Annotated in this window: 23 protein-coding genes and 2 pseudogenes; 10 read left to right on the top strand and 15 right to left on the bottom strand. The window is 62.1% G+C overall.

The features are described 5' to 3' along the window. Positions 1 to 210 precede the first annotated feature (210 nt). The 4 genes and pseudogenes from B7R22_RS02515 to B7R22_RS02500 all read left to right on the top strand — a co-directional run. A pseudogene (locus B7R22_RS02515) lies at positions 211 to 726 on the top strand (transposase); the annotation flags it as partial. A gap of 69 nt (positions 727 to 795) precedes the next feature. After that, positions 796 to 1,988 (top strand): IS3 family transposase gene (locus B7R22_RS02510; RefSeq protein ID WP_116410243.1). Its coding sequence is split into 2 segments (ribosomal slippage): positions 796 to 1,080 and positions 1,083 to 1,988, totalling 1,191 coding nucleotides; the frame shifts between segments, so codons are not numbered across the junction. 58 nt (positions 1,989 to 2,046) lie between these two features. After that, on the top strand, positions 2,047 to 2,214 hold the full coding sequence (locus B7R22_RS19040; protein WP_172582169.1) for a hypothetical protein: 168 nt from the start codon (positions 2,047 to 2,049) through the stop codon (positions 2,212 to 2,214). Positions 2,215 to 2,330: 116 nt separating this feature from the next. Then, positions 2,331 to 2,861 (top strand): annotated as a pseudogene (locus B7R22_RS02500) (recombinase family protein); the annotation flags it as partial. 282 nt (positions 2,862 to 3,143) lie between these two features. Here B7R22_RS02500 and B7R22_RS02495 read toward each other — a convergent pair. From B7R22_RS02495 to B7R22_RS02455, 9 genes are all read right to left on the bottom strand, one after another. After that, positions 3,144 to 4,037 (bottom strand): ROK family protein, encoded by an 894-nt coding sequence (locus B7R22_RS02495; protein ID WP_172582168.1) that lies wholly within the window; start codon positions 4,035 to 4,037, stop codon positions 3,144 to 3,146. Between the two features lie 16 nt (positions 4,038 to 4,053). Next, complete coding sequence (locus B7R22_RS02490) at positions 4,054 to 5,136, bottom strand: Gfo/Idh/MocA family protein (protein WP_116410240.1); 1,083 nt, start codon at positions 5,134 to 5,136, stop codon at positions 4,054 to 4,056. After that, positions 5,133 to 6,239, bottom strand: coding sequence for a Gfo/Idh/MocA family protein (locus tag B7R22_RS02485; protein ID WP_147305276.1), 1,107 nt, complete (start codon positions 6,237 to 6,239; stop codon positions 5,133 to 5,135). Before B7R22_RS02485 ends, B7R22_RS02490 begins: the two co-directional genes overlap by 4 nt. Further along, a complete protein-coding gene (locus tag B7R22_RS02480) occupies positions 6,217 to 7,116 on the bottom strand; it encodes a YhfZ family protein (protein ID WP_116410238.1) in 900 nt (299 codons plus the stop codon). The genes B7R22_RS02485 and B7R22_RS02480 overlap by 23 nt, the downstream gene beginning before the upstream one ends. A gap of 36 nt (positions 7,117 to 7,152) precedes the next feature. Continuing rightward, positions 7,153 to 7,971 (bottom strand): sugar phosphate isomerase/epimerase family protein, encoded by an 819-nt coding sequence (locus B7R22_RS02475; protein ID WP_116410237.1) that lies wholly within the window; start codon positions 7,969 to 7,971, stop codon positions 7,153 to 7,155. A gap of 38 nt (positions 7,972 to 8,009) precedes the next feature. Then, positions 8,010 to 9,092, bottom strand: a complete 1,083-nt coding sequence (locus B7R22_RS02470; protein WP_116410236.1) for a Gfo/Idh/MocA family protein — start codon at positions 9,090 to 9,092, stop codon at positions 8,010 to 8,012. Between the two features lie 4 nt (positions 9,093 to 9,096). Further along, positions 9,097 to 9,942: a carbohydrate ABC transporter permease gene (locus B7R22_RS02465; protein WP_116410235.1), complete on the bottom strand. Its 846-nt coding sequence runs from the start codon at positions 9,940 to 9,942 to the stop codon at positions 9,097 to 9,099. Between the two features lie 14 nt (positions 9,943 to 9,956). Continuing rightward, positions 9,957 to 10,907 (bottom strand): carbohydrate ABC transporter permease, encoded by a 951-nt coding sequence (locus tag B7R22_RS02460; protein WP_216363370.1) that lies wholly within the window; start codon positions 10,905 to 10,907, stop codon positions 9,957 to 9,959. A gap of 69 nt (positions 10,908 to 10,976) precedes the next feature. Then, positions 10,977 to 12,143 carry an ABC transporter substrate-binding protein gene (locus B7R22_RS02455; RefSeq protein WP_172582167.1) on the bottom strand — a complete coding sequence of 389 codons (1,167 nt, stop codon included), beginning with the start codon at positions 12,141 to 12,143 and terminating at the stop codon, positions 10,977 to 10,979. 307 nt (positions 12,144 to 12,450) lie between these two features. Between B7R22_RS02455 and B7R22_RS02450 the strand changes: the two genes are divergently transcribed. From B7R22_RS02450 to B7R22_RS02435, 4 genes are all read left to right on the top strand, one after another. Continuing rightward, positions 12,451 to 13,791 carry an FAD-dependent oxidoreductase gene (locus tag B7R22_RS02450; protein ID WP_116410232.1) on the top strand — a complete coding sequence of 447 codons (1,341 nt, stop codon included), beginning with the start codon at positions 12,451 to 12,453 and terminating at the stop codon, positions 13,789 to 13,791. A gap of 117 nt (positions 13,792 to 13,908) precedes the next feature. Further along, positions 13,909 to 14,703 carry an SDR family NAD(P)-dependent oxidoreductase gene (locus tag B7R22_RS02445; RefSeq protein WP_172582165.1) on the top strand — a complete coding sequence of 265 codons (795 nt, stop codon included), beginning with the start codon at positions 13,909 to 13,911 and terminating at the stop codon, positions 14,701 to 14,703. Further along, a complete protein-coding gene (locus B7R22_RS02440; protein WP_172582164.1) occupies positions 14,700 to 15,701 on the top strand; it encodes a phosphotriesterase family protein in 1,002 nt (333 codons plus the stop codon). Before B7R22_RS02445 ends, B7R22_RS02440 begins: the two co-directional genes overlap by 4 nt. Further along, positions 15,698 to 16,330, top strand: coding sequence for a bifunctional 4-hydroxy-2-oxoglutarate aldolase/2-dehydro-3-deoxy-phosphogluconate aldolase (locus B7R22_RS02435; RefSeq protein ID WP_172582163.1), 633 nt, complete (start codon positions 15,698 to 15,700; stop codon positions 16,328 to 16,330). Before B7R22_RS02440 ends, B7R22_RS02435 begins: the two co-directional genes overlap by 4 nt. Here B7R22_RS02435 and B7R22_RS02430 read toward each other — a convergent pair. After that, the gene (locus B7R22_RS02430; protein ID WP_116410228.1) at positions 16,303 to 17,010 is read right to left on the bottom strand and encodes a GntR family transcriptional regulator; all 708 of its coding nucleotides are present in this window, start codon (positions 17,008 to 17,010) and stop codon (positions 16,303 to 16,305) included. The genes B7R22_RS02435 and B7R22_RS02430 overlap by 28 nt on opposite strands. On the opposite strand from B7R22_RS02430, the gene B7R22_RS02425 reads away from it, so the two are divergent. After that, the gene (locus tag B7R22_RS02425) at positions 16,895 to 17,920 is read left to right on the top strand and encodes a sugar isomerase domain-containing protein (protein WP_253258839.1); all 1,026 of its coding nucleotides are present in this window, start codon (positions 16,895 to 16,897) and stop codon (positions 17,918 to 17,920) included. The two genes, B7R22_RS02430 and B7R22_RS02425, sit on opposite strands and share 116 nt — an antisense overlap. A gap of 359 nt (positions 17,921 to 18,279) precedes the next feature. On the opposite strand, the gene B7R22_RS02420 is transcribed toward B7R22_RS02425, so the two are convergent. From B7R22_RS02420 to B7R22_RS02410, 4 genes are all read right to left on the bottom strand, one after another. Next, complete coding sequence (locus tag B7R22_RS02420) at positions 18,280 to 18,834, bottom strand: hypothetical protein (RefSeq protein WP_116410226.1); 555 nt, start codon at positions 18,832 to 18,834, stop codon at positions 18,280 to 18,282. A 271-nt stretch (positions 18,835 to 19,105) separates the two neighbouring features. Next, positions 19,106 to 19,687, bottom strand: coding sequence for a recombinase family protein (locus B7R22_RS02415; RefSeq protein WP_116410247.1), 582 nt, complete (start codon positions 19,685 to 19,687; stop codon positions 19,106 to 19,108). Positions 19,688 to 19,990: 303 nt separating this feature from the next. Continuing rightward, a complete protein-coding gene (locus B7R22_RS19035; protein ID WP_172582162.1) occupies positions 19,991 to 20,158 on the bottom strand; it encodes a three-helix bundle dimerization domain-containing protein in 168 nt (55 codons plus the stop codon). An 85-nt stretch (positions 20,159 to 20,243) separates the two neighbouring features. Continuing rightward, a complete protein-coding gene (locus B7R22_RS02410) occupies positions 20,244 to 20,744 on the bottom strand; it encodes a MarR family winged helix-turn-helix transcriptional regulator (RefSeq protein WP_116410225.1) in 501 nt (166 codons plus the stop codon). 91 nt (positions 20,745 to 20,835) lie between these two features. Here B7R22_RS02410 and B7R22_RS02405 point away from each other — a divergent pair, with 91 nt between their 5' ends. Further along, positions 20,836 to 22,062 (top strand): NADP-dependent oxidoreductase, encoded by a 1,227-nt coding sequence (locus B7R22_RS02405; RefSeq protein WP_301182586.1) that lies wholly within the window; start codon positions 20,836 to 20,838, stop codon positions 22,060 to 22,062. 190 nt (positions 22,063 to 22,252) lie between these two features. Here B7R22_RS02405 and nusG read toward each other — a convergent pair whose 3' ends face one another. Beyond that, complete coding sequence (gene nusG, locus B7R22_RS02400; protein ID WP_172582161.1) at positions 22,253 to 23,356, bottom strand: transcription termination/antitermination protein NusG; 1,104 nt, start codon at positions 23,354 to 23,356, stop codon at positions 22,253 to 22,255. Positions 23,357 to 23,419 lie beyond the last annotated feature (63 nt).

Genomic DNA, 23,419 nt, shown 5'->3' with positions numbered 1-23,419 from the left:
AGTGCAAACCCATCGAATGCAAATGCCGAATCTTTGCCCAGTCATCCAAATTGATCACCTTCCATAGTGGCTAGGTGGCCCTGTTTTCAATCGGCAGAAACGGCATCACATTCGGTCGGCGTCAACATTCGAACCCACCGAGGGACTGTCTCGATTTCGGTGTTTCTGGCCTGACACGCCAGGCGTGAGCCTGGCGGGGAAGGTGCCGTGATGACGACACTGGATGTTGTGAAGAGAAATAAGCCGGAACCCTCTGCGGAGGAGCTGGCGGCCAAGGAATTGGTCCGGATGGCGGCTGAGCAGGGCCTGTCTTTGACGGGGCCTGATGGGCTGCTGAAGCAGTTCACCAAAACGGTCCTCGAGACCGCGCTGAACGAGGAAATGACCGAACACCTCGGGCATGCGAAGAACCAGGCCGAACGTGACCGTGGTTCTTCGAACGTGCGGAACGGGTCACGGTCGAAGACGGTTCTGACGGAGGCGACGGGGCACGTGGGGATCGAGGTGCCCCGGGACCGGGACGGGACATTCGAGCCGGTGATCGTGAAGAAGCATCAACGCCGCCTCACCGGAGTCGATGAGATGGTCCTGTCGCTGTATGCCCACGGTTTGACGACCGGGGAGATCAGTTCGCATTTCGCTCAGATCTATGGTGCGCAGGTGTCCAAGGAAACGATCTCGAGGATCACGGACAAGGTGTCCGAGGAGATGGCGACCTGGGCTAACGGGTCTGCTGCACGGATAGGTGACATCTGAGTTGGCTTGCCCGAAGGGGCGGGCTGGAAGGATGTTGTTATGCCTAAGCCTTATCCGAGAGAGTTCCGAGACGATGTTGTGCGCGTGGCGCGAAACCGTGAGCCTGGTGTCACGATCGAGCGGATCGCGAAGGACTTCGGGGTCCACACGATGACGTTGCAGAAATGGTTGCAGCGTGCTGCGGTCGACGACGGCGCGAAGCCCGGCGTGACCAGAACCGAGGCGGGCGAGCTGCGCGAAGCGCGGAAACGAATCCGGCTGCTGGAGCAGGAGAACGAGGTGCTCCGCCGGGCCGCGGCGTATCTGTCGCAGGCGAACCTGCCGGGAAAAGGTTCTACCCGCTCGTGACAGAGCTCGCCGTCTCGGGTATTCCTGTGGCGGTGGCGTGTCGGGTACTCAAGCTCTCTCGCCAGCCCTACTACCGGTGGCTTCGTGGCCCGGTCACACCAGTGGAGGTGGTCGTGGCGTATCGCGCAAACGCGTTGTTCGATGCACACAAGGATGATCTCGAGTTCGGGTACCGGTTGCTCGCTGACGAGGCCCGTGACGCTGGTGAATCGATGGCTGACCGGACCGCGTGGCGGATCACTTCAGAGAACGGCTGGTGGAGCGCGTTCGGGAAGAAACGCGGCAAGAACGGCAAGAAGCCCGGCCCGGCCGTTCACGACGACCTCTGCACCGTCACGGACGAGGACGGGCGCACCCGACACGAATTCACTGCCGACCGCCCGAACCAGCTGTGGTTGACCGATATAACTGAGCACAAAACCAGTGAGGGGAAACTGTATCTCTGCGCGGTCAAGGACGTGTTCGGGAACAAGATCGTCGGGTACTCGATCGATTCGCGAATGAAGTCGGCGCTGGCCGTGAACGCACTGAACAACGCCGTCGCGATGCGCGGAGACGTTGCCGGCTGCGTGGTCCACAGCGACCGAGGCTCGCAATTTCGGAGCCGGAAGTTCCTCCGGGCTTTGGCCTCTCATCGGATGGTCGGATCCATGGGCCGGGTAGCGTCCTGCGGCGACAACGCTGCGATGGAGAGCTTCTTCAGCCTCCTGCAGAAGAACGTCCTCGACCGGCACTCGTGGACCACCCGTGAGCAGCTGCGCATCGCGATCGTGACCTGGATCGAACGCACTTACCATCGCCGCCGACGCCAGGCCGCGCTGGGCCGTTTGACGCCTGTCGAATACGAGACCATCATGAACACGTCAGCCGCAATCGCAGCGTGACTAGAAAGTGTCACCTAACCGTGCAGCAGACCCAATCGTGTTCTCGTTCCCACTACCGATGGTCGCGTTGAACGTCAGAGACCGATACGTCGCGTCGTACTCCATCCAAGGCGTCAACGTGGCCTACACGACGAAACACTGGCAACGAAAGACCGCGGAGTACCAGAAACAGTTCAAACAGCGCCGTGTCGACCTCCCCGCCCTGCTCGGAGACCAAGCACAGTAGCTGTGCACGAAGCCATGAGACTCACCGTCCACGAAGTGACGAGATCCAGTGTCCACGATGTCGCGAGATAACACACCACCTGACCAGACCCGCGCTACCCACAAGGGCTACTCGCCAAGCGGAACGTCTTCTCCGACGTCACCTCCGGAACAAAGGTCGCGGCGAGTAGACCAGCGATGAGCCGGCTACTCAAGCACGCGGTCGAGGGTGACACCGTCGTCGTCTGGAGGATCGACCGGCTCGGCCGGTCACTGATCGACGTGCTCAACACCGTGAAGTCGCTGCAGCAAGCCGGCATCAACGTACGATCAGTATCCGACGGGATTGACCCTTCAACCAAGACAGGCCGAATGATGCTCGGGATGCTCGCCACGTTGGCGGAGTACGAGCGTGAGCTCATAGTCGAACGCGTCACCGCCGGCATCGCCGTAGCCCAGGCAGCCGGCATTCGCTTCGGTCGGCCCGTCAGCGACTCGAAAGTGATCGCAGAGAAACTCGAGATCATGCGCGGTGCCCGAAAGGCTGGGAAGACGGCCGCGGACGCTGCCCGGCTCGTTGGCTGGTCGCGGGCTACCTTATATAGGCACGAACAAGCCGCGACTGATATCACAGCTGTCCAGTCGGCCGCATCGAGTGTGACCGCATGACGGAGCCGGTGAGTGCAGACGAGATTCGCGAGGAGATCCGTACGTCGCTGCGAAGGCTCCGCCGGCTCGGCGACGAAGGCCGGATCGTGATGGCCGAAGACAGCTGCAACACCGACTGGAACGACTCACGGTTCGCGATCGAGATAGCTCTGGATGCACACACTCCCCCACCCCGACGGTGGATACCCTCCAACCCCCGACTAAACCGCGCTCCCTTTCATCCCCACAGGCCGCAGAAGTTGGGTCTACCCAGGGTTCGGTTGTCACCTGATTTGTGGGCTTTCAGTGTCTTGACGCCGAGACTGCCGCCCCGATCGCCCCTGCGTTGTCTCCCAGCTGAGCGAGCAGCACATTCGAGCGACCGATAAGATTCTCGCGCGTTGACAACTGAAGCGAGATCTCTGATTGGAATTCGGGCCATCTGCCGGCCAGACCGCCGCCAATGACGGCGGTCTGGATTCCGAGTGTCACACAGGCTGTGGTTATAGCTGAGCCGACCGCCCAGGTAGCCGTATCAACCACGCTGCGTGCCTGCTGCTCTCCGTCGTCGAATCTCTGTCGCAGTAGGTCAATCTGACGGTGCGTGTCGCCTTCGGTTCGACCGGCGTGTTCTGATATCTCCCGGTAACGCCTGACCATGGCACGGGCTCCGGCGTATGCCTCAGCGCAGCCGCGATTTCCACAACCGCAGAGGTCACCGTTTCGAACGACCGTGCTATGGCCGAGCTCGCCGATGCCATCTGATTCGTTGCGCAGGATTCTGCCGTCGAGAGCGATAGCGCCGCCGATCCCCGTACCGATTGTCGCGAAAACCGCACGTTTTTCGCCCGCCGCCGCACCGAGAGTGAGCTCGGCCGTTCCAAAGGCCCGGGCATCGTTGATCACGGCCGTGGTCACCCCAAACGCTCGCCCCAACTCGGGGCCGAAGGCGAACCCGGTCCAGTCGCCGGCGACATTGGGCACCAGCGCGGTGTGACCGGTCTTCGTATTGACATGGCCAGGAATTGCCACCCCTATTCGTGCTGGCCTGCCCGCACCAGCGCTGACCGCGCATCCGACGATCGCGTCGACGACACTCAGAGGACCACCTTCAGGGGTCGGCACGGTGCCCTGATCGACGATCGTGCCGTCGTCCAGGAGGTGCACCCACTTGATGTTGGTGCCTCCGACATCCACTCCGAGAGTGAACGGTTCACTCATCGTCACTCGGCGCTCGGTTCACTGTTCGAGGGTCGACCGCAAGCCCGGTGGCGGCCGACTGCTGTGCGGCGAAACACAACGCAAGACCTTCCAACGAGCTCAGTGCGGAGTTGCGCGGGGTTCGCGAGTCATCAATCGCACCGATCAGTTCGGCCATCGTTCCGCGCATTCCGTTCGACCACCAGTCGCCCTGCAACCGCACCGACTGTCGACCAGACAACGTCTCAAGTTCAACGGTTTCGCCACCGAGCGACAGGCCATAGTGCGTGATGACCCCGTCGGTTCCTTCGATGCGATACGAACCAGCCTCCGCTCGCGACGAAGAAGCCCGAAAGACGATCGTCGCACGTGCGCGCTCGAACTCAATTATCACGTCAGCCTGAGTCGGCGCGGGTATCAACTGCCCCGAACAGTTGCCTGTCGAAGCGAACACACGCTGTGCCTCGCCGGCGCCGGCCATCAGTTGGGCAATGAGGTCGAACCAGTGGATGCCGAAGTCGAACAATATGAGGTCGTGCATGGTCGAGAAGTGGGCATCCTGTTCGACGATTCGGTCATGCGGCCAGTACACCTGAAAATCTGCTGACGTCACCTCGCCGATGTCACCTCGCTCTACCGCCGCTCGAGCGACGGAAAACTGCGGCGCCCACCGGGCGTTGTGATTGACTGCGAGCGTGCGTGAGTGTTTGTCTGCCAGCGCGATCAATTCGGCACCCTCGACAAGGTCTCGTACAAAGGGCTTCTGGCTCAGAACGTCTTTCCCCGACAACAACGCTCGACGAACAAGATCAGGACGGCCATCCACGTGGGTGGCGATATCGACGATGGAGATCGACGGATTCGCGAAGATTTCCTCGATCACATCCGTGACATCAGCGTCAGGAAAGAACTCGTCGCGTCGTGCCTCAGCCTTGGCGAGGGTTCGATCGGCCAACACAGAAACAATGAAGCCGGCAGCGCGATACGCAGCAAGGTGTTTCGCGCTGATTCCTCCGCATCCGATCAACGCGATCCGGTGCCGAGAAACGTCAACCTCGAGTGGCAGGTAGTCCGGTTCCGTCAGAGCCTCGATCATGCGACGTCGCTCAATCGAACGATTGAGCCGTTATCGTCGGCGCTTCGTGCGGCCGCCTCTACGATTCGTTGGCCGGCAAAAGAAATCTGCCACGACGTCGGCCCGGTCACATCGGAACCCGATTCGAGCGCGTATGTAAGGTTCGCAATTCCGCCCGCATTTTCTGGCGCCTGAACATCGACCGGCACATCGAATACAGAAGGATGCTCGTCGTTCTGCACGTGCACTGCATCGGCGTAGTCCCAGCTTGCGATCGTGCCTTTCGTTCCCACGATGACGAAGCCACACCTAGGTTGTGGTTGCTCCGTCCACGGGTCGGTGAAGGTTCCCCACCGTGTTTGAAACGTCGAGAGCCCCGAATCGTACGAAGCGATGACGACGGACTGCTCGTCGACCTCATCGCCGAGTGCGCGATGAACCCGCGCCGTCACATCTCGTGGCAGATCACCATCACGAAACCATGTAGCCAAGGTCGAACCGTAGCCGAGATAATCGCGCAGGGAGCCTCCGCCTTGCTCTTTCTTGTACCACCACGTGGCGTCTTTCTGTACCCGAGCGGTGTGAGCATCGACATGCTGTTTGCCGTGGGTGTGAAAAAGTGGTCCACGGTTGCCGTCGTAGTAGTGGATCTCGGTGACGGCGCCGATGCTGCCGTCGCTGATCAGTCGTTTGGCGGTGCGGTGCGACGGGTACCAGGCGAGAGGCCAGTTCACGCCAAGAACGATGCCGCCCGACTGAGCCGAAGCCACCATGATTTTGGCGTCTTCGAGACTGGGCGCTAGTGGCTTTTCGAGCAGCACATGTATGCCCCTGGCCGCAAAATACTGCACGTGGCCGACGTGATCAGCGGTCGACGAGCAGACAACCGCAATCTGCGGTGCCGTTTTCGCCACGAGCTCATCGAGATCGTGAAACCGCAGCGAGCCGGCAATTCCCAGCTCGTCGCACACAGGGTCCATCCGGCGGCTTTCGCCATCGAAAACACCGATCAATCCCGTATTTGGGAGCGCATTGATGACTGAGATCTGATCTCCCGCGTGCATGTGCTCGAAGCCCACAACGGCCACTCGCCAGCGTGGTTCAGAACTGGGGAATTCGGACACCGTCCATGACCTCTCGTTGGATTCGTTTCAGCATCGATGGTTCGAAATATTCGGAGATGAAGCCGCCGACGGCCGCATCCGCGCTGCGCCAGATCAGCGCCGCACGGTCGAGGGCTTCGCTGGTGGATGCTCGGGGGCCTGTCAACGGATGGATCGAGATTCCGTTAGCCACGAGCAGCGGGCTCGAGGCCGTCTGGTGCCATACGGCAGCATCGAATTTTCCGCTCACGACGAGTTCGGGGATGAACGGGTACGGGGCTTCGACCAACTCTGCGTCGGGGAACTCTCGCTGCGTGAGCTGATAGTGATCGCCGGAATTGCGATCGACGGGCACCCTCTTGGGATTTCCCCGCTCAGCTCCAGACGGGGTGATGACGACCACGCTGTCTTTGCCGTAATACGTGTAGGGGCCGAGACTTAAGGCCGCTGTCGGAAGTTCACCCGAATGTGCAACGGCGGCCGAAGCGACCACGAAATCGACCCGTTCACTGTTCAGAAACTGCAGCCGCAGCCGGCTGCCTTGTCGGAAGAGCAACTGCATCGGTACGCCGCGCCGTTCGGCCCCTTCTGTGAGTGCGGTCGCGAGTCCGGCGAACTCCCGATTGTCGGGCAACGGCATGACACCGGTCAGCGGCCCCCGCCCGCTCGCAGCCCAGAGTGCGGCAAAGTCGCGAGATTCCACCCGGCGCCCGAAACTGCCGTGCGACGAAATCTTCATCGCACCGGAACTCTCCAGCTGCTTGAGAGCGGCCTGAATAGTCCCGCTGCCTGTTCGGGCATTGCGGGCGAGTTCTGTCGTGGTGGGAACTTGGCCACCGACCGGGATCCCCAGCGTCGCGCGCGCCAGTTCCTGAACCGCGTCAGCAGTCTTGCCCACTCTCGCACCCCTTTCGAGTTCGTAATGCCCCAGAGCCTACTTCGAAGCGAGAGACGCGCTCAGCCACTGTTCGAGCAGAACCCGGCTTCTGATGACGTCGTCTTTCGGGTTGGAGTGTTCTGGTTCGTGTTCGACGCTGATCGGGCCGTCGAAACCGTTCGAACCCAGAATCTCGGCGCACGACTCGAGCGGAACGATCCCTTCGCCGAAAGCACAGCTGTCATGCGCTCCCACCGCACGAATGTCTTTGAGATGCACGTGAAACGTGAATGGCGCGAGTTCTCGAACCGCCTCCGCAGCGTCGACACCGTGCGTTGCCCACCAGCCCGTGTCGACCGCGGTGCCGAGCAGGTCGTCACCATCAGAGCCGATCAACTCGATCATCTGCTGGGTCGAGGTTTCGGGGTGATTCTCGATGGCGAGCTTCCGCCCCGTCGACCGAAGAATACGAAAGAGTGATTGTCGGTCATCGGTCAGCAGCGAGGTTCTGCCGCTCATCAGAGGTGCGCCGATGGCCGCCGCCAGCGCGCAGGATGCCGCGAAGTCCTCCGGGGTTTCGCCGAGGAATCCGGCATAGCTCGTCACGCTCACGCCGGATGCGCGGAGGGCCGCACTTGCCGCGTCGAGGTGGGCCGGTGTGGCCCACCTCCAATTGAGCTGGCCAGACCAGACGTCGAGGGAGGAGAATCCCGAATCGACAACCAATCCGACGAATGCGCCGAATCGATCTGCGAACGTGTCGATCGGCTCGTAATACATGTTGGCGGCGGCGTCGCCTTGCATCCACCCGTCGGACATGTTCCAGTCGAGCTGCTGAGCGACGAGGTTCGCGCCCATGTAGGAAATCGTGGTCATGGCTTCTTCTTTCTTCTTTTATGAGGCAATAAGGAAAATCAGACGACGGCCGGCTGAAGCTCGACATCTATAAGCGAGGGGAAGGTCGAGCGCACATCGACGCGAATCCCTTCATCGGCCGAGCGCGTGACCGCGTTCAGTACCTCGACGACGTGGGCCGCATGCTGCGCGCTCGTGCGATGGGGCCGATTCTCTTTCAACGCACGTGCTAGATCGAGCACCCCGATCGACCAATCGATTGACAGCGAGGCATCGGGCTCAGCGTATGGCGAGAATGACTGGCCGTATTCGGCGTGTTGGATGCCCGAACCAGGCTGAATCCAATCGTCGAGCCTGAGGCTGCCGAGATCGCCGTGAAAGTCGATCGTGCGGGGCTGTGTGGCCGAATCGACATAGAAGGTGCAGCTAAGGCGCAGCATCGGGCCGGAAGCAAACTCTGCGACGAACTGCCAGACGTCGGGTGTCGTCAGCGTGAACGGCTCATCCGCCTGGGTGGTGCGGTGCGCAAGAACAAGTGCGCTCGACGCGCTCACGGTCCGGATTGGTCCGAAGATCGCTGTCAGATAGGTGAGCGGGTAGACGCCGGCGTCGACCACTGGCCCCACCTGGTAGAACGAGAACGGCACCGGATGCCAGGTCTCGATGCGGCCTTGGTTCACTTCGGCGTTGATGAGCCGAACGGTGCCGATCGTACCCGCCCGTACAGCGGCGGCGGCGCGCAATTCTGCCTCGCCGAGCCAGAGCGACGGTGCACACGCCAGTCGCACTCCACGGGCATCCGCGAATTCGACCAGCTCCTGGGCTTGATCGGAATGAAGTGCAAGCGGCTTTTCGCTGAACACCGTCACCCCCCGCTCAATGAGATCGCGAGTGGTCGCGTAATGGAAGGGGGCGCTGGTCAGGTTCACGACGATGTCGGGCCCGTCAGCGACGAGGTCATCGAGGCTCTGGTAGTCGTGTATCGACTGCACCTGTGCAAACTCGGCGCGCTTCGAAGCATCGATGTCGAAAACGCCGACGAGCGCCAGCTCGCTGTGCCGTGCGACGCTCTCCGCGTACGGTGTGGCGATATTGCCCGCGCCTACGAACGCAATGCGGGTGGATACAGATGAGGATGTCACGGTACTAACCTTTCACCGCGCCGGCGACCAGCGCGTTTTCCATCCGACGCTGCATGAGCACGTAGACAAGAAATACGGGAATGAGAGAGATAAGGCAACCGGCCGCCAACAGGCCGTAGTCGGTGGTCTGCTGCCCGATCAACGACGGCACAGCCACCTGCACAGTGCGGGTCGCCGTGTCTGTGCCCAGGATCGACAAGGAGAAGAGGTATTCGTTCCAGAAGGTCAGAAAGTTCAGCAACGCTACGGTGACCAGCCCGGGAATGATCATGGGCGTGTAGACCCGCCAGAGGATGGCCCATCTGCTCGCGCCGTCCATCATCGCGCTCTCTTCGAGTTCTTTCGGGATCGCACGCATGAACTGCGTCAGCAGCAGCACCGACAATGGTAACTGGGTCGCGGGAAAGAAGATCACGAGGAACAGCGGGTTGTAGAACAGACCCATCGCGATGGCCAGAAGCACTGTCGGTACGAGAGCGGCGAACGCTGGAATTAGAAAACCGGCCGCGAAAAGTTTCTCGATGAACTCGCCGAGCTTACCTTCTGAGCGGGCGAGCGCGTACGCCGCTGGCATTGCGAGCAGCAGAGTGAGGATTTCTGCCCCGATGGTGATGCCCGTTGAGTTGATCAGAGCGTGGCCCAGGTCGACGAACTGGAACGCGTTGATGAAGTTGTCGAATCGGAATGTCGTCGGCGGTGCAGCGGGGGAGCTGAAGATGGCGGTGTTGTCTTTGAACGCCGTGACCAGCAGATAGTAGATCGGTACGGCGAGAAGCAGCCCGTACAACCAGACCAGACCATGGGAGAGGTAGCCAAGCGGTGACGTGTGTTGAGGCCTGTCGTGTGCCATGAGCGTTGCCTGTTCTAGTAATTCTGCCGAATGAGCCGGCTGATGATAAGCATTCCAACAAGTCCCACGACGAACAGCACGACTCCGATCGCCTGGCTGTAGCCGATGTCCGACTGGATGAACGCTTCGTTGTAGACCATGAACGAGAGGGTTGTCGAACTGGACCCGGGTCCACCCTTAGTCAGCAGGAGCACCGTGGTAGCCGAGTTGAAGAGCGTCCAGAGAAACTGCAGCATGGTGACGACGCCGACGTACCCCTTGATGATGGGGAAGGCGACTTGCCACATCTTGCGCCAGTGGGATGCGCCGTCGAGCTCAGCCGCTTCATAGATCTCGGTGGGCACCGATGTGAGTCGCGCGGCGAACAGGATTGCGGTGAACCCGATGCCGGCCCACAGGTCGATGAAGATCACGACGCCGAGCGAGGTCGAGGGGTCAGCGAGCCAGGGTGTGGCAATGTCGCCCAGTCCCACTGCTCGCAGCACTCCATTGACCAGGCCACCCGGCGCGAAAACTCCGAAGAACACCATGGCGCGAGCCGAGATGGACAGGAGCGCGGGGGTGAAGAACAACACACGAAGTGCGCGGTGACCACGGGGCTTGGTGTTCAGGTAGTAACCGAGCATGAATGACACCGGAATCATGATCGCCAGCACAACGCCGACGTGAACGGCGGTGTTGCGAACAGCCGACCAGAAGACAGGGTCGCGCAGCATCTTCTGGTAGTTCTCGAGACCCGCGAAGTGGGATTTCGCGAGCAGGCCCTGCCAGTCGAGAAGGCTGACGACGAAGATGCTGATGGCCGGAACGATCATGAACGCCAGGAACCAGATCACCGCCGGCGATGTCATGACGGTGAGCGACAGTCGCCGGGAGGATGCGATCGAGCGGGTCTTCTGAGGCTTCGGTCTTGCGGCTGGGGGAAGGGGTGCCCCCAGAGGTGGTTTGGCAGTGAGGGTTGTCACTCTCGACTCCTTGAACGAGAAGGGTGGAGCGCCGTCAGCTGACGGTGATCCACCCTTCTGGTATGGGTGTTAGTTGTAGACGGAATCAAGCGCCGCGCAGATCGCGCTGCTGCTGGTTTCTGGAGCGAACGCTGATGCTGTCGCGTTGGTGAGAGCAGCAGTCTTGGCTCCCGGAACGAAGAAGTCAGGGAAGACTCCGTAGTCGACCGTGTCCGGCGTCTTCGTCAACGCGCTGGCCAGAAGCGGCTGGCTCGCCAGCGTGGTGTCGAGGTTCGGAATCTGCACTACTGGAACGTCACCGGCTGAGGCAACGAACGTGGCGGCTACGTCTGGCTGGTACATGTAGTCGACGAACGACTTCCAGTCAGCGAGTCGTTTGGAACCATTCGCCGTGAGCCAGAACCCGGAGGCCGTGAATCCTTGATAGGCGACCGGTTTGTCGAACGTGGAGTTGGCGGGGAGCGGGAACCCACCGAGCGTGATGTTCGGAATCTGGTCGGCCGTTGCCTGGGGGAACGCCCACGATCCAGCAGGCATGATGGCTGCCTGACCTTGCAGGAACGAGGCGTACATGTTGTCAGCGGTCAGGCCTTGGGCGTCGTCGATGAAAACACCCGCGTCGCGCATCTTGACGAAGTTGTCGATACCTTTCATCGCGTCGGGGTCAGCGCAGTAGCCGCCCTTTGCCATCAGCGACTTGGTGTCGTCTGGTTTCGTCGTGGTTTGGATGATCTGTTCCAGGAACTTCTCGCCCGACCAGTCGCTGCCACCGATGGCGACCGGGGCAATGCCGACAGCGCGAAGTTTCGCTGCCGCCGCGATGAGATCATCGGTGGTCTTCGGGATGGTCGTGATGCCAGCCTTGGCAAGGGTCGCTGTGTTGTACCAGACCGGCCACGTGAAACCGGTGTATGGCAGGGCTTGAACGCGACCCTGCGAGTCTGTCCAGTCTGCGAGTGCAGCCGGGTTGATGGACTTATCGAGTCCCCACTGCTTCACGTAGTCGGTAACCGGAAGGGTCGCACCCGAATCGGTCCAGGTCAGGGCCTTGTCGTACAGGTTGACGATCAGTACGTCGGGCTCCTGTTTGGCGAGAACACTTGTTTCGTAGGCCTGGAAGATCTCTGTGGAACCCGCGAATACCGTTTTGACTTTGATGCCAGTCTTCGCGGTGAACCCGGCGAGTGCCGTTGCAAAAGCGGGCCCACGCACATCACTCGGTGCGAAATCACTCATGACCACCAAGTCGGCGTCAGAGTGACCACCGGGCGTGCCCGAATCTGAGCTGCTCCCTCCTGAACTGCAACCGGTCATCATCGCTACCGCTGCAACGGCCGCTACGCCGATCGCGGGGAGGCGAAGTCTCCTTTGACTTATCACTGCTGCTCCTTCTGTGACTGCTGAATGAGGTGCTTTTCGACTATCCCGATGGCGTCGAACGATGCGATCCTATATTCATAATTCTGATAATGTCAACCCAATTAATTCAAGCAATTATCTGAGTTTGTGCTTGACAAAAGTATAAATATTCTAAAAACTGAAAATGAAAGCGAGGAGCGCAATGATGCCACGAACACGATATGCGCCCAACGAGGTCGACGACGTGCCCCTGCTGTGGTCTGGCGATGTCGTCGTTCTGGGCGGCGGCTCTGCCGGAACGACCGCGGCCATTGCGGCGGCCCGCGAAGGGGCATCCACACTGCTCGTCGAGTCCGGCGGATTCTTGGGCGGAACCGGAACGCGAGTGCTCGACACCTTCTACGGCTTCTATGCTCCCGGCGGCAACGGAGAACGCGTGGTCGGGGGAATCGGCTGGGAAGTCTGCACAGAGCTTTTCGCTCGCAACTCCGCATTCGAGAGGCCCAACACCTACGGCGCTGGAACTGGGGTCACCTATGAACCAGAGGCACTGAAAGTGGTGTGGGATGAACTGACTGACGATTCAGGGGTGACCGTGCTGCTCTACGGCCTCGTCACAGCCGTCGTCTGCGAAGGTAACGATCTCGTCGGTGTGATCGTCGAAACAAAGGCAGGCGCTCGCCTCGTGAGCGCATCAGTTTTCGTTGACGCAACGGGTGAAGCCGAAGTCGCGTGGCGCGCCGGAGCAACGATCAGCAACACGGAGGAATCATCACGCCTGCAACCGGCGACTGCGACATTTCGTGTCGGGGGAGTCGCGCACGAAGCTGCAAGCACAGCTGCGCTTCACCAGTTGATGTCGACGGCGGTCGCGGAGGGAACATATGACCTCCCACGCCAAGAGGGGTCGATTCATATCACGACGGTTCCCGGCATCCGTCACGCAAACATGACGCGGGTTTCTGGGCGCGATCTCACGGACCCTTGGCAGCTCAGCAAGGCCGAAGCCGAGGGTCGTCGCCAGGTGTGGGAATACGCGCGGTTTCTCAAAGGTGAGGTCGACGGCTATGCCGACAGTTATCTCATCAGTTCCTCAAGTCGAATCGGCGTGCGCGAGACCCGCCGCGTGGTCGGAGAATACGTACTCGACCGGGAAGATTTTGCTGAAGCCCGATCTCATTCAGACGACATCGGCCGGTGCGGTGCGCCGATCGAGGATCACGGCAATGGGGCGACCACCCGTTGGGAGTACGTAGGCGCTCAGCCGGCACCAGACGGATCGACCTATGGAATCCCGTTCGGAACGCTGCTTCCCGTGAGCGTCAACAACCTGCTAGTCGCGGGGCGGTGCCTCTCGGCCACGCACGATGCACACGCGTCGGTGCGCTCGATCGCACAGTGCATGGCCATGGGCCAGGCCGCGGGTACGGCCGCAGCGCTCGCCAGTCGCTCGGGAGTGTGTGTTCGTGTAGTGGATCGCACGGCACTTCGCGAGATTCTTGCGTCGAGAGACGTAATTCTGTGACTCTTGCACCACCCGACTGTTCATATCAATTGACTGTTCACACTAGCTCGGCCCGTGCGCTGCGCGCCCCGAAACGGAATGCACTCTCTGCCGGCGCTTCCAAGAAAGACAACTGAAATGACTCGTGAAGATCGTCCGAACGCCTCATTGGAACGGGTGCGTGGAGTCGTAGTGACGGGCTCCGGCGGAATTTCGGATGCTACGGCCCGACTGTTGCTGCATCGCGGCTTCCGCGTGCACGTCATCTCGAGGCGGGCCGGCCACACGGCGCTGCTGCAGAACCCGCCAGACGGGCTGACCGCCTCCATCGCCGACCTCAGCGACGACGGCGAGACGGAACGCGCCTTCGACGAAGCGCGAGTGGCGATGGGTGAGGTCGATGGACTCGTTGCGGTGGCCGGTGGTAGTGCCAGGTCGCTCGGCGACGGCCCGATCGATGAGCTGATGACCCCTTCGTTGCACCGCAACATCGATCTTAACCTGGCAACCACCATGAACTCCCTTCGGGAGTTCATCAGGCAGGGTGCCGCTACCGAAGAACAGGAGTTTCGCTCGGCCGTACTGATTGGCAGTGCACTAGCGCGCCACCCGGCGAGCCCTCTCTTTGTCACCCACGGCTACGCAGCGATCAAGGCTGGTATCGAAGGACTCGCCCGGTCGGCGGCAGCCCACTACGCCAGTCAACAAATCACCGTCAACGTGGTGGCACCCGGGCTCACTCGCACGCCGATGGCGGAGCGGGCCCAGCAGAACCCCGTTGTCGCCGCGTATGCGCGCAGCCGCCAGCCGCTCACAGACGATGGCTTCATTGAGCCAGACGATGTCGCCGAAGCCTGCGAGTGGCTGATGCGCGCTCGAACAGTCACGGGCCAAGTTATCTACATCGACGCCGGCTGGAGCGTGTACGGGTGACCGCAGGATTCATCCGAACGGTACTCGGCGACACAAGCGCCGACGATTTCGACGTGGTCTACGCGCACGAGCACGTAATCATCGACTCTCCACTCATCGCTGCCGCCTTCCCGCACATCCACCTCTTCGACGAAGAGGATGCGGTCACCGAACTGTCTGAGTGCAGGCACAGCGGGGTTGGTTTAATGCTCGACGCAATGCCTTGCTCGTCGGGCCGGGTGATCGACCGTCTCGCCCGAATCTCCGCACGCTCCGGGGTAGCGATCGTCGCAGCCACCGGGCTGCACCACGATCGCTACTACGGGCCCCTGCACTGGTCGAATCGGGTGAGCGTCGATGCGCTCGCCGAGCTTTTCGTGGCGGATCTGACCGAGGGAATCGATCTCTTCGACTACGCCTCGCCCGTCATTGAGCGCACCGATCACCGGGCGGGCGTCATCAAGGTCGCCACGAGTGGAGAGCATCCGGATGCCCGGGACCGTCGTAACCTCGAAGCGGCCGCTCAGGCCAGCGTCGTCACCGGCGCGCCGATCATCACGCACTGCGAGGGTGGCACTGGTGCCATTGCTCAGGTGGAACTGTTGAATGGATGGGGAGTGGCTGGGTCGCAGATCATCCTGAGCCACGTAGACAAGATCGCCGATCTGTCGCACTTGCGTGACATTGCGTCGACCGGAGCTGTGCTGGAATGCGATCAATCCTTGCGTCAGGCCGACAAAGGGGTCGCGAGTTTGACCGCCCAAGCCATCTGCGCGCTCGTAACAGAGGGGTTCGGGTCCCAGGTTGTTGTCGGGACCGACGGCGCGCGTCGGTCCCTCTGGCGTTCACTGGGCGGAGAGCCAGGTCTTGCATGGTTGGCGACCGAATTGCCGCTCATCCTGACTGAGTTGGGGCTCGATGTAAGCCAGATTTCTGCTGTCATGGGTGGTAATGCAGCACGGGCTTTGACGTGGAAGTGCGCCCCCACACCAAGCCGAACCGCCAGGGAGTACCCGTGACAGCGACACGTCACAACGCGATCGAACTCATCACCAGGCAGAAGGTCGTTCCGGTCATCCGCACCCCCACGCGTGCATTGGCTCAGGCGCAGTGTGAACTTCTCGTCGAGGCTGGCTATCGCGTACTCGAAGTCACCCTGACGGTGCCAGACGCAGAGGGTCTGATCGCTGAGCTGGCCCAGGATGACCGACTCTGCGTCGGGGCGGGAACGGTTCTGTCGCCCGACCAGGCGCGCGCGGCCGCCGATGTCGGTGCCGGATTTCTGGTTTCGCCGGTAGCGCCCGACTGGTTCGTTCAGCTCGGCAGAGCGCTGACACTCGAGTGCGTTCCGGGAGTCGCGACTCCGTCGGAGGCGTTCGCTGCCAGAGCGTCTGGGGCTCGCCTCATCAAGGTCTTCCCGATTGCCCGGCTCGGCGGTGCTGCGTTCATCCGCGACCTGCTTGCACCGATGCCCGAACTGGCGTTGATGGCCACCGGTGGTGTGTCTGCCACTGACGCTGGTGAGTTGCTCGACGCCGGCTGCGTTGCCGTTGGGCTCGGCTCGCTGCTGAGTGATCCCGTACTGGGTGAAACGCAAAGCGAACGCGCGGCCGCCGCGCTTCAGCTCGTGGGAGGGTCTATCGCATAGATTCCCGTGTCGATGACCCACCGCGCGGCGACGTACGACGTCTCGGTGTGCTCGATTGGATGCTCGCGGTCGTCGTAGACCGTGCGTGACTCCACGAGCAGCGGAGCTGGCGCACTCAACTCCAGGGTCCGGCACTCTGCGACGCTCGCGAGTCGTGCGGTCACGTGCCCGCGGGAGTGCGAAATGGCACGACCGAGCTCTCTGAGAGCGGCGTGCAGCGAACCGTTCTCCAGGTCGAATTCGAGTACTTTGGCGAATTTGCCCGGCAGGCTCACAAGTTCAATAGCAAGCGGCACTCCGTTCGCAAAGCGCACTCGCTCAAGCCGAACGATCCGATCGGTTGAGTGGAGCCCGAGCGACACAGCGTCTTGTGGCGACGTCGTCACTTCCCCGTTTAGAACCTTTGACGTCGTCGTCATTCCACGCCGCCGCATGTCTTCGGTGAACGAAAGAAGGACCCCGTCACGGCGGTGCAGCGCGGGCGTGGCGACGAAGGTTCCCGTGCCCTGTCGTCGTTCGACCAGGCCTCGTCGCGCCATGTTCTGGGCGGCTTGGCGGGCGGTCATGCGACTCACGTTGAACCGGGCGGCAAGTTCAGGCTCTGATGGCAGCAATGAACCGGGCGGCAAGATCGTGCACTGTTCCGTCAGCCACGCTTCGATCGCCTGGTACCGGGGCATCTCAGAGGCCACGCAAGAGCCTTTCTCTCGAAGCCAGCTTGCTTTGCTCAGGCAAGCGGTGGTTGACTATACAAGTTCTTGTCTATACAACCAGTATAACAAAATGACGACCCAGCGGTATCAGAGGAGATTCATGACGAACTACCAAGGACTGTGGCTCGAACGTGCCATCGAGGCACTGCACAAGCTTCAGAGCAGCCAAGCGGATGCGATTGCAGAGGCGGCTGCGTGGAGCGCCGAAGCAATCGGGTCTGACGGAATGGTGCACCTCTTCGGGTCGGGGCATTCCCGCATTCCGGTTGAAGAGATGTTCCCGCGCTACGCATCCTTCCCCGGCTTCAACCCGATGGTCGAGCTGTCGACGAGCTTCCACACCCAGATCGTCGGCAGCAACGGTCAACGCCAGGCGATGTTCATCGAACGCGTCTCCGGCATGGCCGAAACGGTGCTCGCGAACTACAACTTCGGCCCGAACGACGTGTACTTAGGTTTCAGCGTGAGCGGCTCGAACGCGATGCCCGTCGAGATGCTGCTCGGCGCCAAGACGCGCGGGCTCAAGACGATCGCAGTCACGTCGGTCGCTGCCGGTGGTTCGATGGCGCGCCACGCCGATCTGGTGATCGATCTCGACGTGCCGAACGGCGACGCGCTCGTTTCGATCGAGGGCGCTGAGTCGCCGGTCGGCCCGGTCTCGACTTTGCTCTACGTGGCCATCGTCAACGAGATCAAAGTGCAAACCGCGGCGCTGCTCGGGGCAGAAGGAAAACTGCCGCCCGTGCTGACAGGTGAGGCGGTCGTCGGAGCCGAGCGTTCGAAAGAGCTGTTCGAAGCGGCATACGACGAGCATGCGCGGCGCGCGAGCCGCATCCTGCATGGCGCACAGTCCGGCGTCGCTTCGATACACGCGTGAGGCGACAAACATGCACCACACGCCTCGATTCCGAGTCAACTACGTTCCGGGCACGGGCTGGTGATACACGAGGGCTAATTGGAACGACGAAGCGATCGTGGCCGACCTGACGGCTATTGCTGGCTTGGGGCCGATCACATCAGAATCCACTGCCTCTGGCCACTGTTCCAACCCAACCCGTTACTCGTGAGCCCGAATATGCTCGACAGGGTTGCCCGATTGTTCGAGATCGCCGCACATTGGGTCCGCAACGCCAATGGTGGGCTTGTAACGTTTTCGTTACGATCCCTGCCAGGTGCGAAAGGTGTCGACGATGGATTCGGTTGGATGCCCGATAATGCGGGCAAGATCGCCGGTCGTCAGGTTGAGCGCACCTTCGGCCATATTTGCGTACTCGCGGACGAAAAGATCAGCGGTTTTTCAGGGAGCCCCGCAGCGGTCAACTGGTCGCCTTGCAGGGTGCCTGTCAAGACGTCGTAACGGACCGGCCGCTTGAGGACTTCACTTGCGGTGTTGGCGAACTCCGGAAAGGACCAGACAGAATCTCCGGACAGTTCATACATTTGGCGCTCGTGGCCGGGGGTGCCGACCACGACAGTACTCGCTTCGCCGTACTCCCGGCGTGGTGCGGATGCGATCCGGCCCCTGCCGATGCTGTTTGCGATGACGCCACGTTCACGCGCGCTGTCGAAGTCCAGCCGTTGATTCTCCGTGTACCAGCCGTTTCGCAGAATGGTCGCTGCGATTCCAGACTGAGAGATGACTTCTTCCGTGGCTTTGTGGTCGCCGGCGATTTCCAGCCGACTGCTCGGCGCCTGCAAAACAGATGTGTAGATGAGGTGGCGTACACCGGCTGCTCGCGCGAATCGGATGGCCGCCGCGGTGAAGTGCCCGAAGCCGTTCCCTATCTGCAACGTAGACGTTCGCTATCCATATAACGTCAGCGGCGTTCGCAAGATCTTTGTCGAGCGCGCATCGAGTACTCTCGCGAAGAGGCCAGTGCTGACGGATGCGCTGTGGTACCTGCGTGACGGTGACACTGGCCCGATCCTCATACCAATCCGAGAAACCAAACCATGGGCACGTCAAGGTGACAATCAAACCCTGGGCAGACCCCACGCCGGGTTCCCGCGGCCTGCTTTCGGCCGACATACGCAGGCAACTGCTCATCGGAGTGTGGTGCTCTCATTGCGGTGACGTCCCGATCCGCCGATACAACGTCGCCCTGGACATCCCCATATCCCGGGCCACCTGCGCCGCCGGCTCCCCACCATCAATAAGGCGCCGGGCGTTCAGGATCTGGCTGTCCGTGAACTGCTGCCTCCTGCCGCCGAGATCTTTTCCTGCAGCGCGTCGTTTGGTCACACTATCGGTGATGCGTTCCCGTTTGATGTCGAGCTCCATCTGAGCCAGGGCTGCCATGACGGTGAACACCATTGACCCCATCGGCGTCCCCGTGTCCACATTCCCACCCCCTAGGTTCAGCACCCGAAGGCCCGCGCCTCTCCCCCGAAGCATGTCCGGCAACGCCAGCATGTTCTGCGTCGACCGGCCCAAACGATCAAGCGTCGTCACAACCAGGGTGTCACCATCATGCAAAGCGTCCACCGCCCGGTCGAACTGGGGCCGGCTCGCCCTGGCACCACTCACCCCATGATCGACGTACAGATCATCCCGTCGCACCCCGGACGCGAGGAGATCTTGTTCTTGCCGGTCGGTGTCCTGATTCTTCGTCGACACCCGCGCATACCCAATCAGCCTGCCCATGACCACTCCCCCCATGTCCCGCAACCGTACTTCGCTTCACCGATCCTAGACCGAGGTTGAAACACATAGCTGCGAGAATCTGGGCGTGTCAGCGCGGTCCCGGAACTTGGCGAAAAACGTCCCTATATAAGAGGTACAACTTTCGGGCCGATGAGACGCCTCGCAATCCTAGGGTTACGAGAGGCTTGATCGTGTTGCAAAGGGCCTTCGGCGGAGAACAGGTTGGACGACCAACACCCCCACGCGACGCTAGGCGGGGGCGTCGCCCGTATCGCGCGACTCCCGGGTGAGGTCCTCGCGGGCCTAGTGCTCGACGAGAACGGGGATGTAGTCGCGCACGGGTGCTTCGGCGAGGGCCTCGTACTCGCTCTGCACGACGTCGTCGATGTGTTCTGGAGATACGTCGGGGAACTTCTCCGCGAGGCGTTCCGCGACTTTGCCGACCGCTTCTTTTTCCTTTTCGGGTTCCATGAGTCCAGTATCGCGGCGCTACGCCAGTGAGCCAAGGGCGCCCGCGTTCGGCGCACGCCTGGCCCGCGTCTGGTTGCCCCAGTACTCAGGGGTTCTTGCGCTGCCGGGGCGTCGCCGAGCGCGGCGGAGTCGCGCGTAGGCGGTCGGCCGCCTGACCCAGGATGCGCGCGAGCTCGTCGACGTCGTGGTCGGAGAGTGCGGCGAAGAGCAACTGGTGAACGGTAGCAATGTGGCCGGGGAAGACGGCGGCGAGAACTGCACGACCGGCATCGGAGAGGGCGACGACGGTGCTGCGTTCATCGTCGGGCGAGGGCATCCGCGTGACGAGCCCGCGTTGCTCGAGGAGTTGCGCCTGGTAGGTCAGGCCGCTGCGGCTGTAGACCACGCCGTCGGCGAGATCGGTCATGCGCAGTCGGCCGTCGGGAGCGTCGCCCAGGCGCGCGAGCAGCTGGAACTGCACGTAGCTGAGATCGCCGGCGCTGCGCAGCTGTTTCTCGACGGAGTGGCGCACCAGGCTGCTCACCTCGGTGAAGGCGAAGTACGCCCCGAGCTGTGCGGGCGTCAGGGACGTGGGCGTCTCGGTCATGACTCCCATCTTCCTTGTTGCTTCGAGTTCGAAGCAGTGCTACATTCGAATTACTGCTTCGAACTCGAAGCAAATGACGAAGGGACAGATCATGAAGGCAGTACGTTTCCACGAAGTGGGCGGCCCCGAGGTGCTGAAGTACGAGGAGATCGAGCAGCCGACACCGGCGGCCGGCGAGGTGCGGATCCGCGTTGCGGCGTCGGCATTCAATGCGGCTGACAACGGTATGCGGGGCGGGTTCCTGCCGATCCCGGTCGTGCTGCCGCACGTGCCCGGCTACGACGTCTCGGGCACCATCGACGCGGTCGGCGAGGGAGTCGACGGCGTCGCGGTGGGCGACGACGTGATCGGCTTCCTGCCCATGGAGCGCGACGGCGGAGCGGCAGAGTACGTGGTCGCCCCGGCGGATTCGGTCGTGATGGCCCCGACGAGCATCCCGCTCGCCGACGCGGCGGCGCTGCCTTCGGTGGCGTTGACCGCTTGGCAGGCGCTCTTCGACGAGGGGCACCTCGAGGCGGGGCAGCGTGTGCTCATCGTCGGGGCGGGCGGCGTGGTGGGTAAGTACGCGATCCAGCTCGCCAAGCGTGCGGGCGTGCACGTCGTGGCGACGGCGAGCCCGCGCAGCATCGACGCGGTTCGCGCGGCGGGTGCCGATGAGATCATCGACCACACCACCACCGACCTTCGAAGTGCCGTCGGCGAGCAGGTCGACGTTCTGCTCAACCTCGCCCCGATCGATCCGGAGCAATTCGCCTCGTTCGTCGCGCTCGTTCGCGATGGCGGCGCCGTGGTCAGCACCACCGCGTTCATGGCGACTCCGGGCGACGACAGCCGTGGCGTGCGGGCGGCCACCGTCTTCGTGCTGCCGAACCGCGAGCGCCTGGCCGAGCTGGTGTCGCTTGTCGACAGCGGTGAACTCACCGTCGAGGCGGGAGGCGCGATCAGATTCCGCGAGCGCATTCGCGTGGCTGCCGACGCCGCCGGTGACGTTCAGCGGTTCGGCGAAAACGAGGGCGTCGTGAGGGCCAATCTCGGCGCAGGCTGCAGCCAGGGCATTCAGGTCCACAGCTCACCAGTCTCTGGCATCGCGGCACCAACGAGAACACCAGCCGGCTCCTCCGCGGATACCTCGCCAGAGGCTCAGACCTCCGACACTTCACACCGGCGGACCTCGATACCTTCGCCGGACACGTCAACGACCGGCCCTGCAAAGTCCTCAAAGGTGTCTCGGAGCGTGCCTTTGGGGCCAGTCAGACTCGGCGGCGGGGCGAAACACCTGTTCCCCTCGTGCTACCTGCCGGTCGGTGGCGCCTGCTAATGGGCGTACAACAGACGACGCACACGCGTGCGCCGAGCGTGAGGTCGAGTTCGAGAGGCTCGGGGCCCCGTCGAAGAGGTGAAACAGGTCGCGGATCGGATCAGCCGAGCATCCTGCTCAGGATTCCTGGCAGAGCAACACGAAAGGGCCCACCGTTCAGCCGATGGGCCCTTTCGCAAACAGCCGGTGGCTAGAGCTTGGTGACCTGGTCGAAGCTGAGCTCGACCGGCGTCTCGCGCTCGAAGAGGGAGACGAGCACCGTGAGCTTGCCGCTCTCGGGCTTGATCTCGCTGATCGAACCGGGCAGGCCCGCGAACGAGCCCTCCTTGATCGTGATGGTCTCGCCGATCTCGAAGTCGATCTCTGCGGGGATGGAACGCGAGACGGCCTTGCCGCCCTTTGCTCCGCCGGTCTTGGCCGCGGGGGTCTCGACGATCTCGACGAGGCTCTTCAGCATGTTGAAGGCCTCCTCGAAACGGAGCGGCGTCGGGTTGTGGGAGTTGCCTACGAAGCCCGTGACACCGGGGGTGTGGCGGACGACCGACCAGCTGTCCTCGTTGAGGTCCATGCGCACCAGCACGTAGCCGGGGATGCGCACGCGGGTGACCAGCTTGCGCTGGCCGTTCTTGATCTCGACGACATCTTCCATCGGGACCTCGACCTGGTAGACGTAGTCCTCCATGCCCATCGACGACTTGCGGCTCTCGATGTTCTGCTTGACGCGCTTCTCGAAGCCGGCGTAGGAGTGGATGACGTACCATTTGCCCGGCAGGAAGCGGAGTTCCGCCCGGAAGGCGTCGTAGGGGTCGACCTCTTCGGGCTCGACTTCCTCTGTGTCGGCATCGGTAGCGTCGGCGTCCGCGGCATCGGCCGCCGGAGCAGCCTCTGCGTCAGCATCCAGCTCGGCGTCGAGTTCGAGGTCGCCCTCGCTGTCGGCAGAGACCACGGCATCGGAGACGAAGTCGTCGTCCTCGGCGTCGGTGAGGGCGCCGTCGATCTCCTCTTCGTCTTCGATCGCCTCGAGGGCCGCCTCGGTGTCGTCGGCGTCGTCGGAGGCGAGCGCCTCGTTCACTTCGGCGTCGGCCTCGGCGTCATCCACGTCGACCGTCTCGCCGTCGCCGTTCGTGTCGATCACGTGTTCGTCATCCGATCCACCGTCGATGGCGCGCAACAGTGCATCGAGGTCGCTGGGCGACTCGATCTCGATGTGGTCGCCCTCTTGAGCCTCTTCAACCTCACTCGACTGCTCTTCGGCAGCCCCGAGGTCGAGGTCGTCGCGGTGTGACTTTGGCACTGGAATACGTTCCGTTTCTTTAGCGTGATCGGAGGCGAGTCGGGGAGAAAGAACCGCAGGTGC

Origin of the sequence: Subtercola boreus (genome assembly GCF_003399635.1) — a bacterium.
GTDB classification, from domain to species: domain Bacteria; phylum Actinomycetota; class Actinomycetes; order Actinomycetales; family Microbacteriaceae; genus Subtercola; species Subtercola boreus_B.
This window is presented reverse-complemented; position numbering and strand designations above follow the sequence as displayed.

Bases quoted from the DNA above. Each gene is read 5' to 3' on its own strand.
- B7R22_RS02425 (WP_253258839.1), top strand. From the start codon at position 16,895: ATGCGACTCACGTTGAACCGGGCGGCAAGTTCAGGCTCTGATGGCAGC.
- B7R22_RS02410 (WP_116410225.1), bottom strand. From the start codon at position 20,744: ATGACCGAGACGCCCACGTCCCTGACGCCCGCACAGCTCGGGGCGTAC.
- B7R22_RS02430 (WP_116410228.1), bottom strand. From the start codon at position 17,010: ATGCCCCGGTACCAGGCGATCGAAGCGTGGCTGACGGAACAGTGCACG.
- B7R22_RS19040 (WP_172582169.1), top strand. From the start codon at position 2,047: ATGGTCGCGTTGAACGTCAGAGACCGATACGTCGCGTCGTACTCCATC.
- B7R22_RS02490 (WP_116410240.1), bottom strand. From the start codon at position 5,136: ATGATCGAGGCTCTGACGGAACCGGACTACCTGCCACTCGAGGTTGAC.
- B7R22_RS02455 (WP_172582167.1), bottom strand. From the start codon at position 12,143: ATGAGTGATTTCGCACCGAGTGATGTGCGTGGGCCCGCTTTTGCAACG.
- B7R22_RS02450 (WP_116410232.1), top strand. From the start codon at position 12,451: ATGAAAGCGAGGAGCGCAATGATGCCACGAACACGATATGCGCCCAAC.
- B7R22_RS19035 (WP_172582162.1), bottom strand. From the start codon at position 20,158: ATGGAACCCGAAAAGGAAAAAGAAGCGGTCGGCAAAGTCGCGGAACGC.
- B7R22_RS02475 (WP_116410237.1), bottom strand. From the start codon at position 7,971: ATGACCACGATTTCCTACATGGGCGCGAACCTCGTCGCTCAGCAGCTC.
- B7R22_RS02415 (WP_116410247.1), bottom strand. From the start codon at position 19,687: ATGGGCAGGCTGATTGGGTATGCGCGGGTGTCGACGAAGAATCAGGAC.
- B7R22_RS02445 (WP_172582165.1), top strand. From the start codon at position 13,909: ATGACTCGTGAAGATCGTCCGAACGCCTCATTGGAACGGGTGCGTGGA.
- B7R22_RS02465 (WP_116410235.1), bottom strand. From the start codon at position 9,942: ATGGCACACGACAGGCCTCAACACACGTCACCGCTTGGCTACCTCTCC.
- B7R22_RS02405 (WP_301182586.1), top strand. From the start codon at position 20,836: ATGAAGGCAGTACGTTTCCACGAAGTGGGCGGCCCCGAGGTGCTGAAG.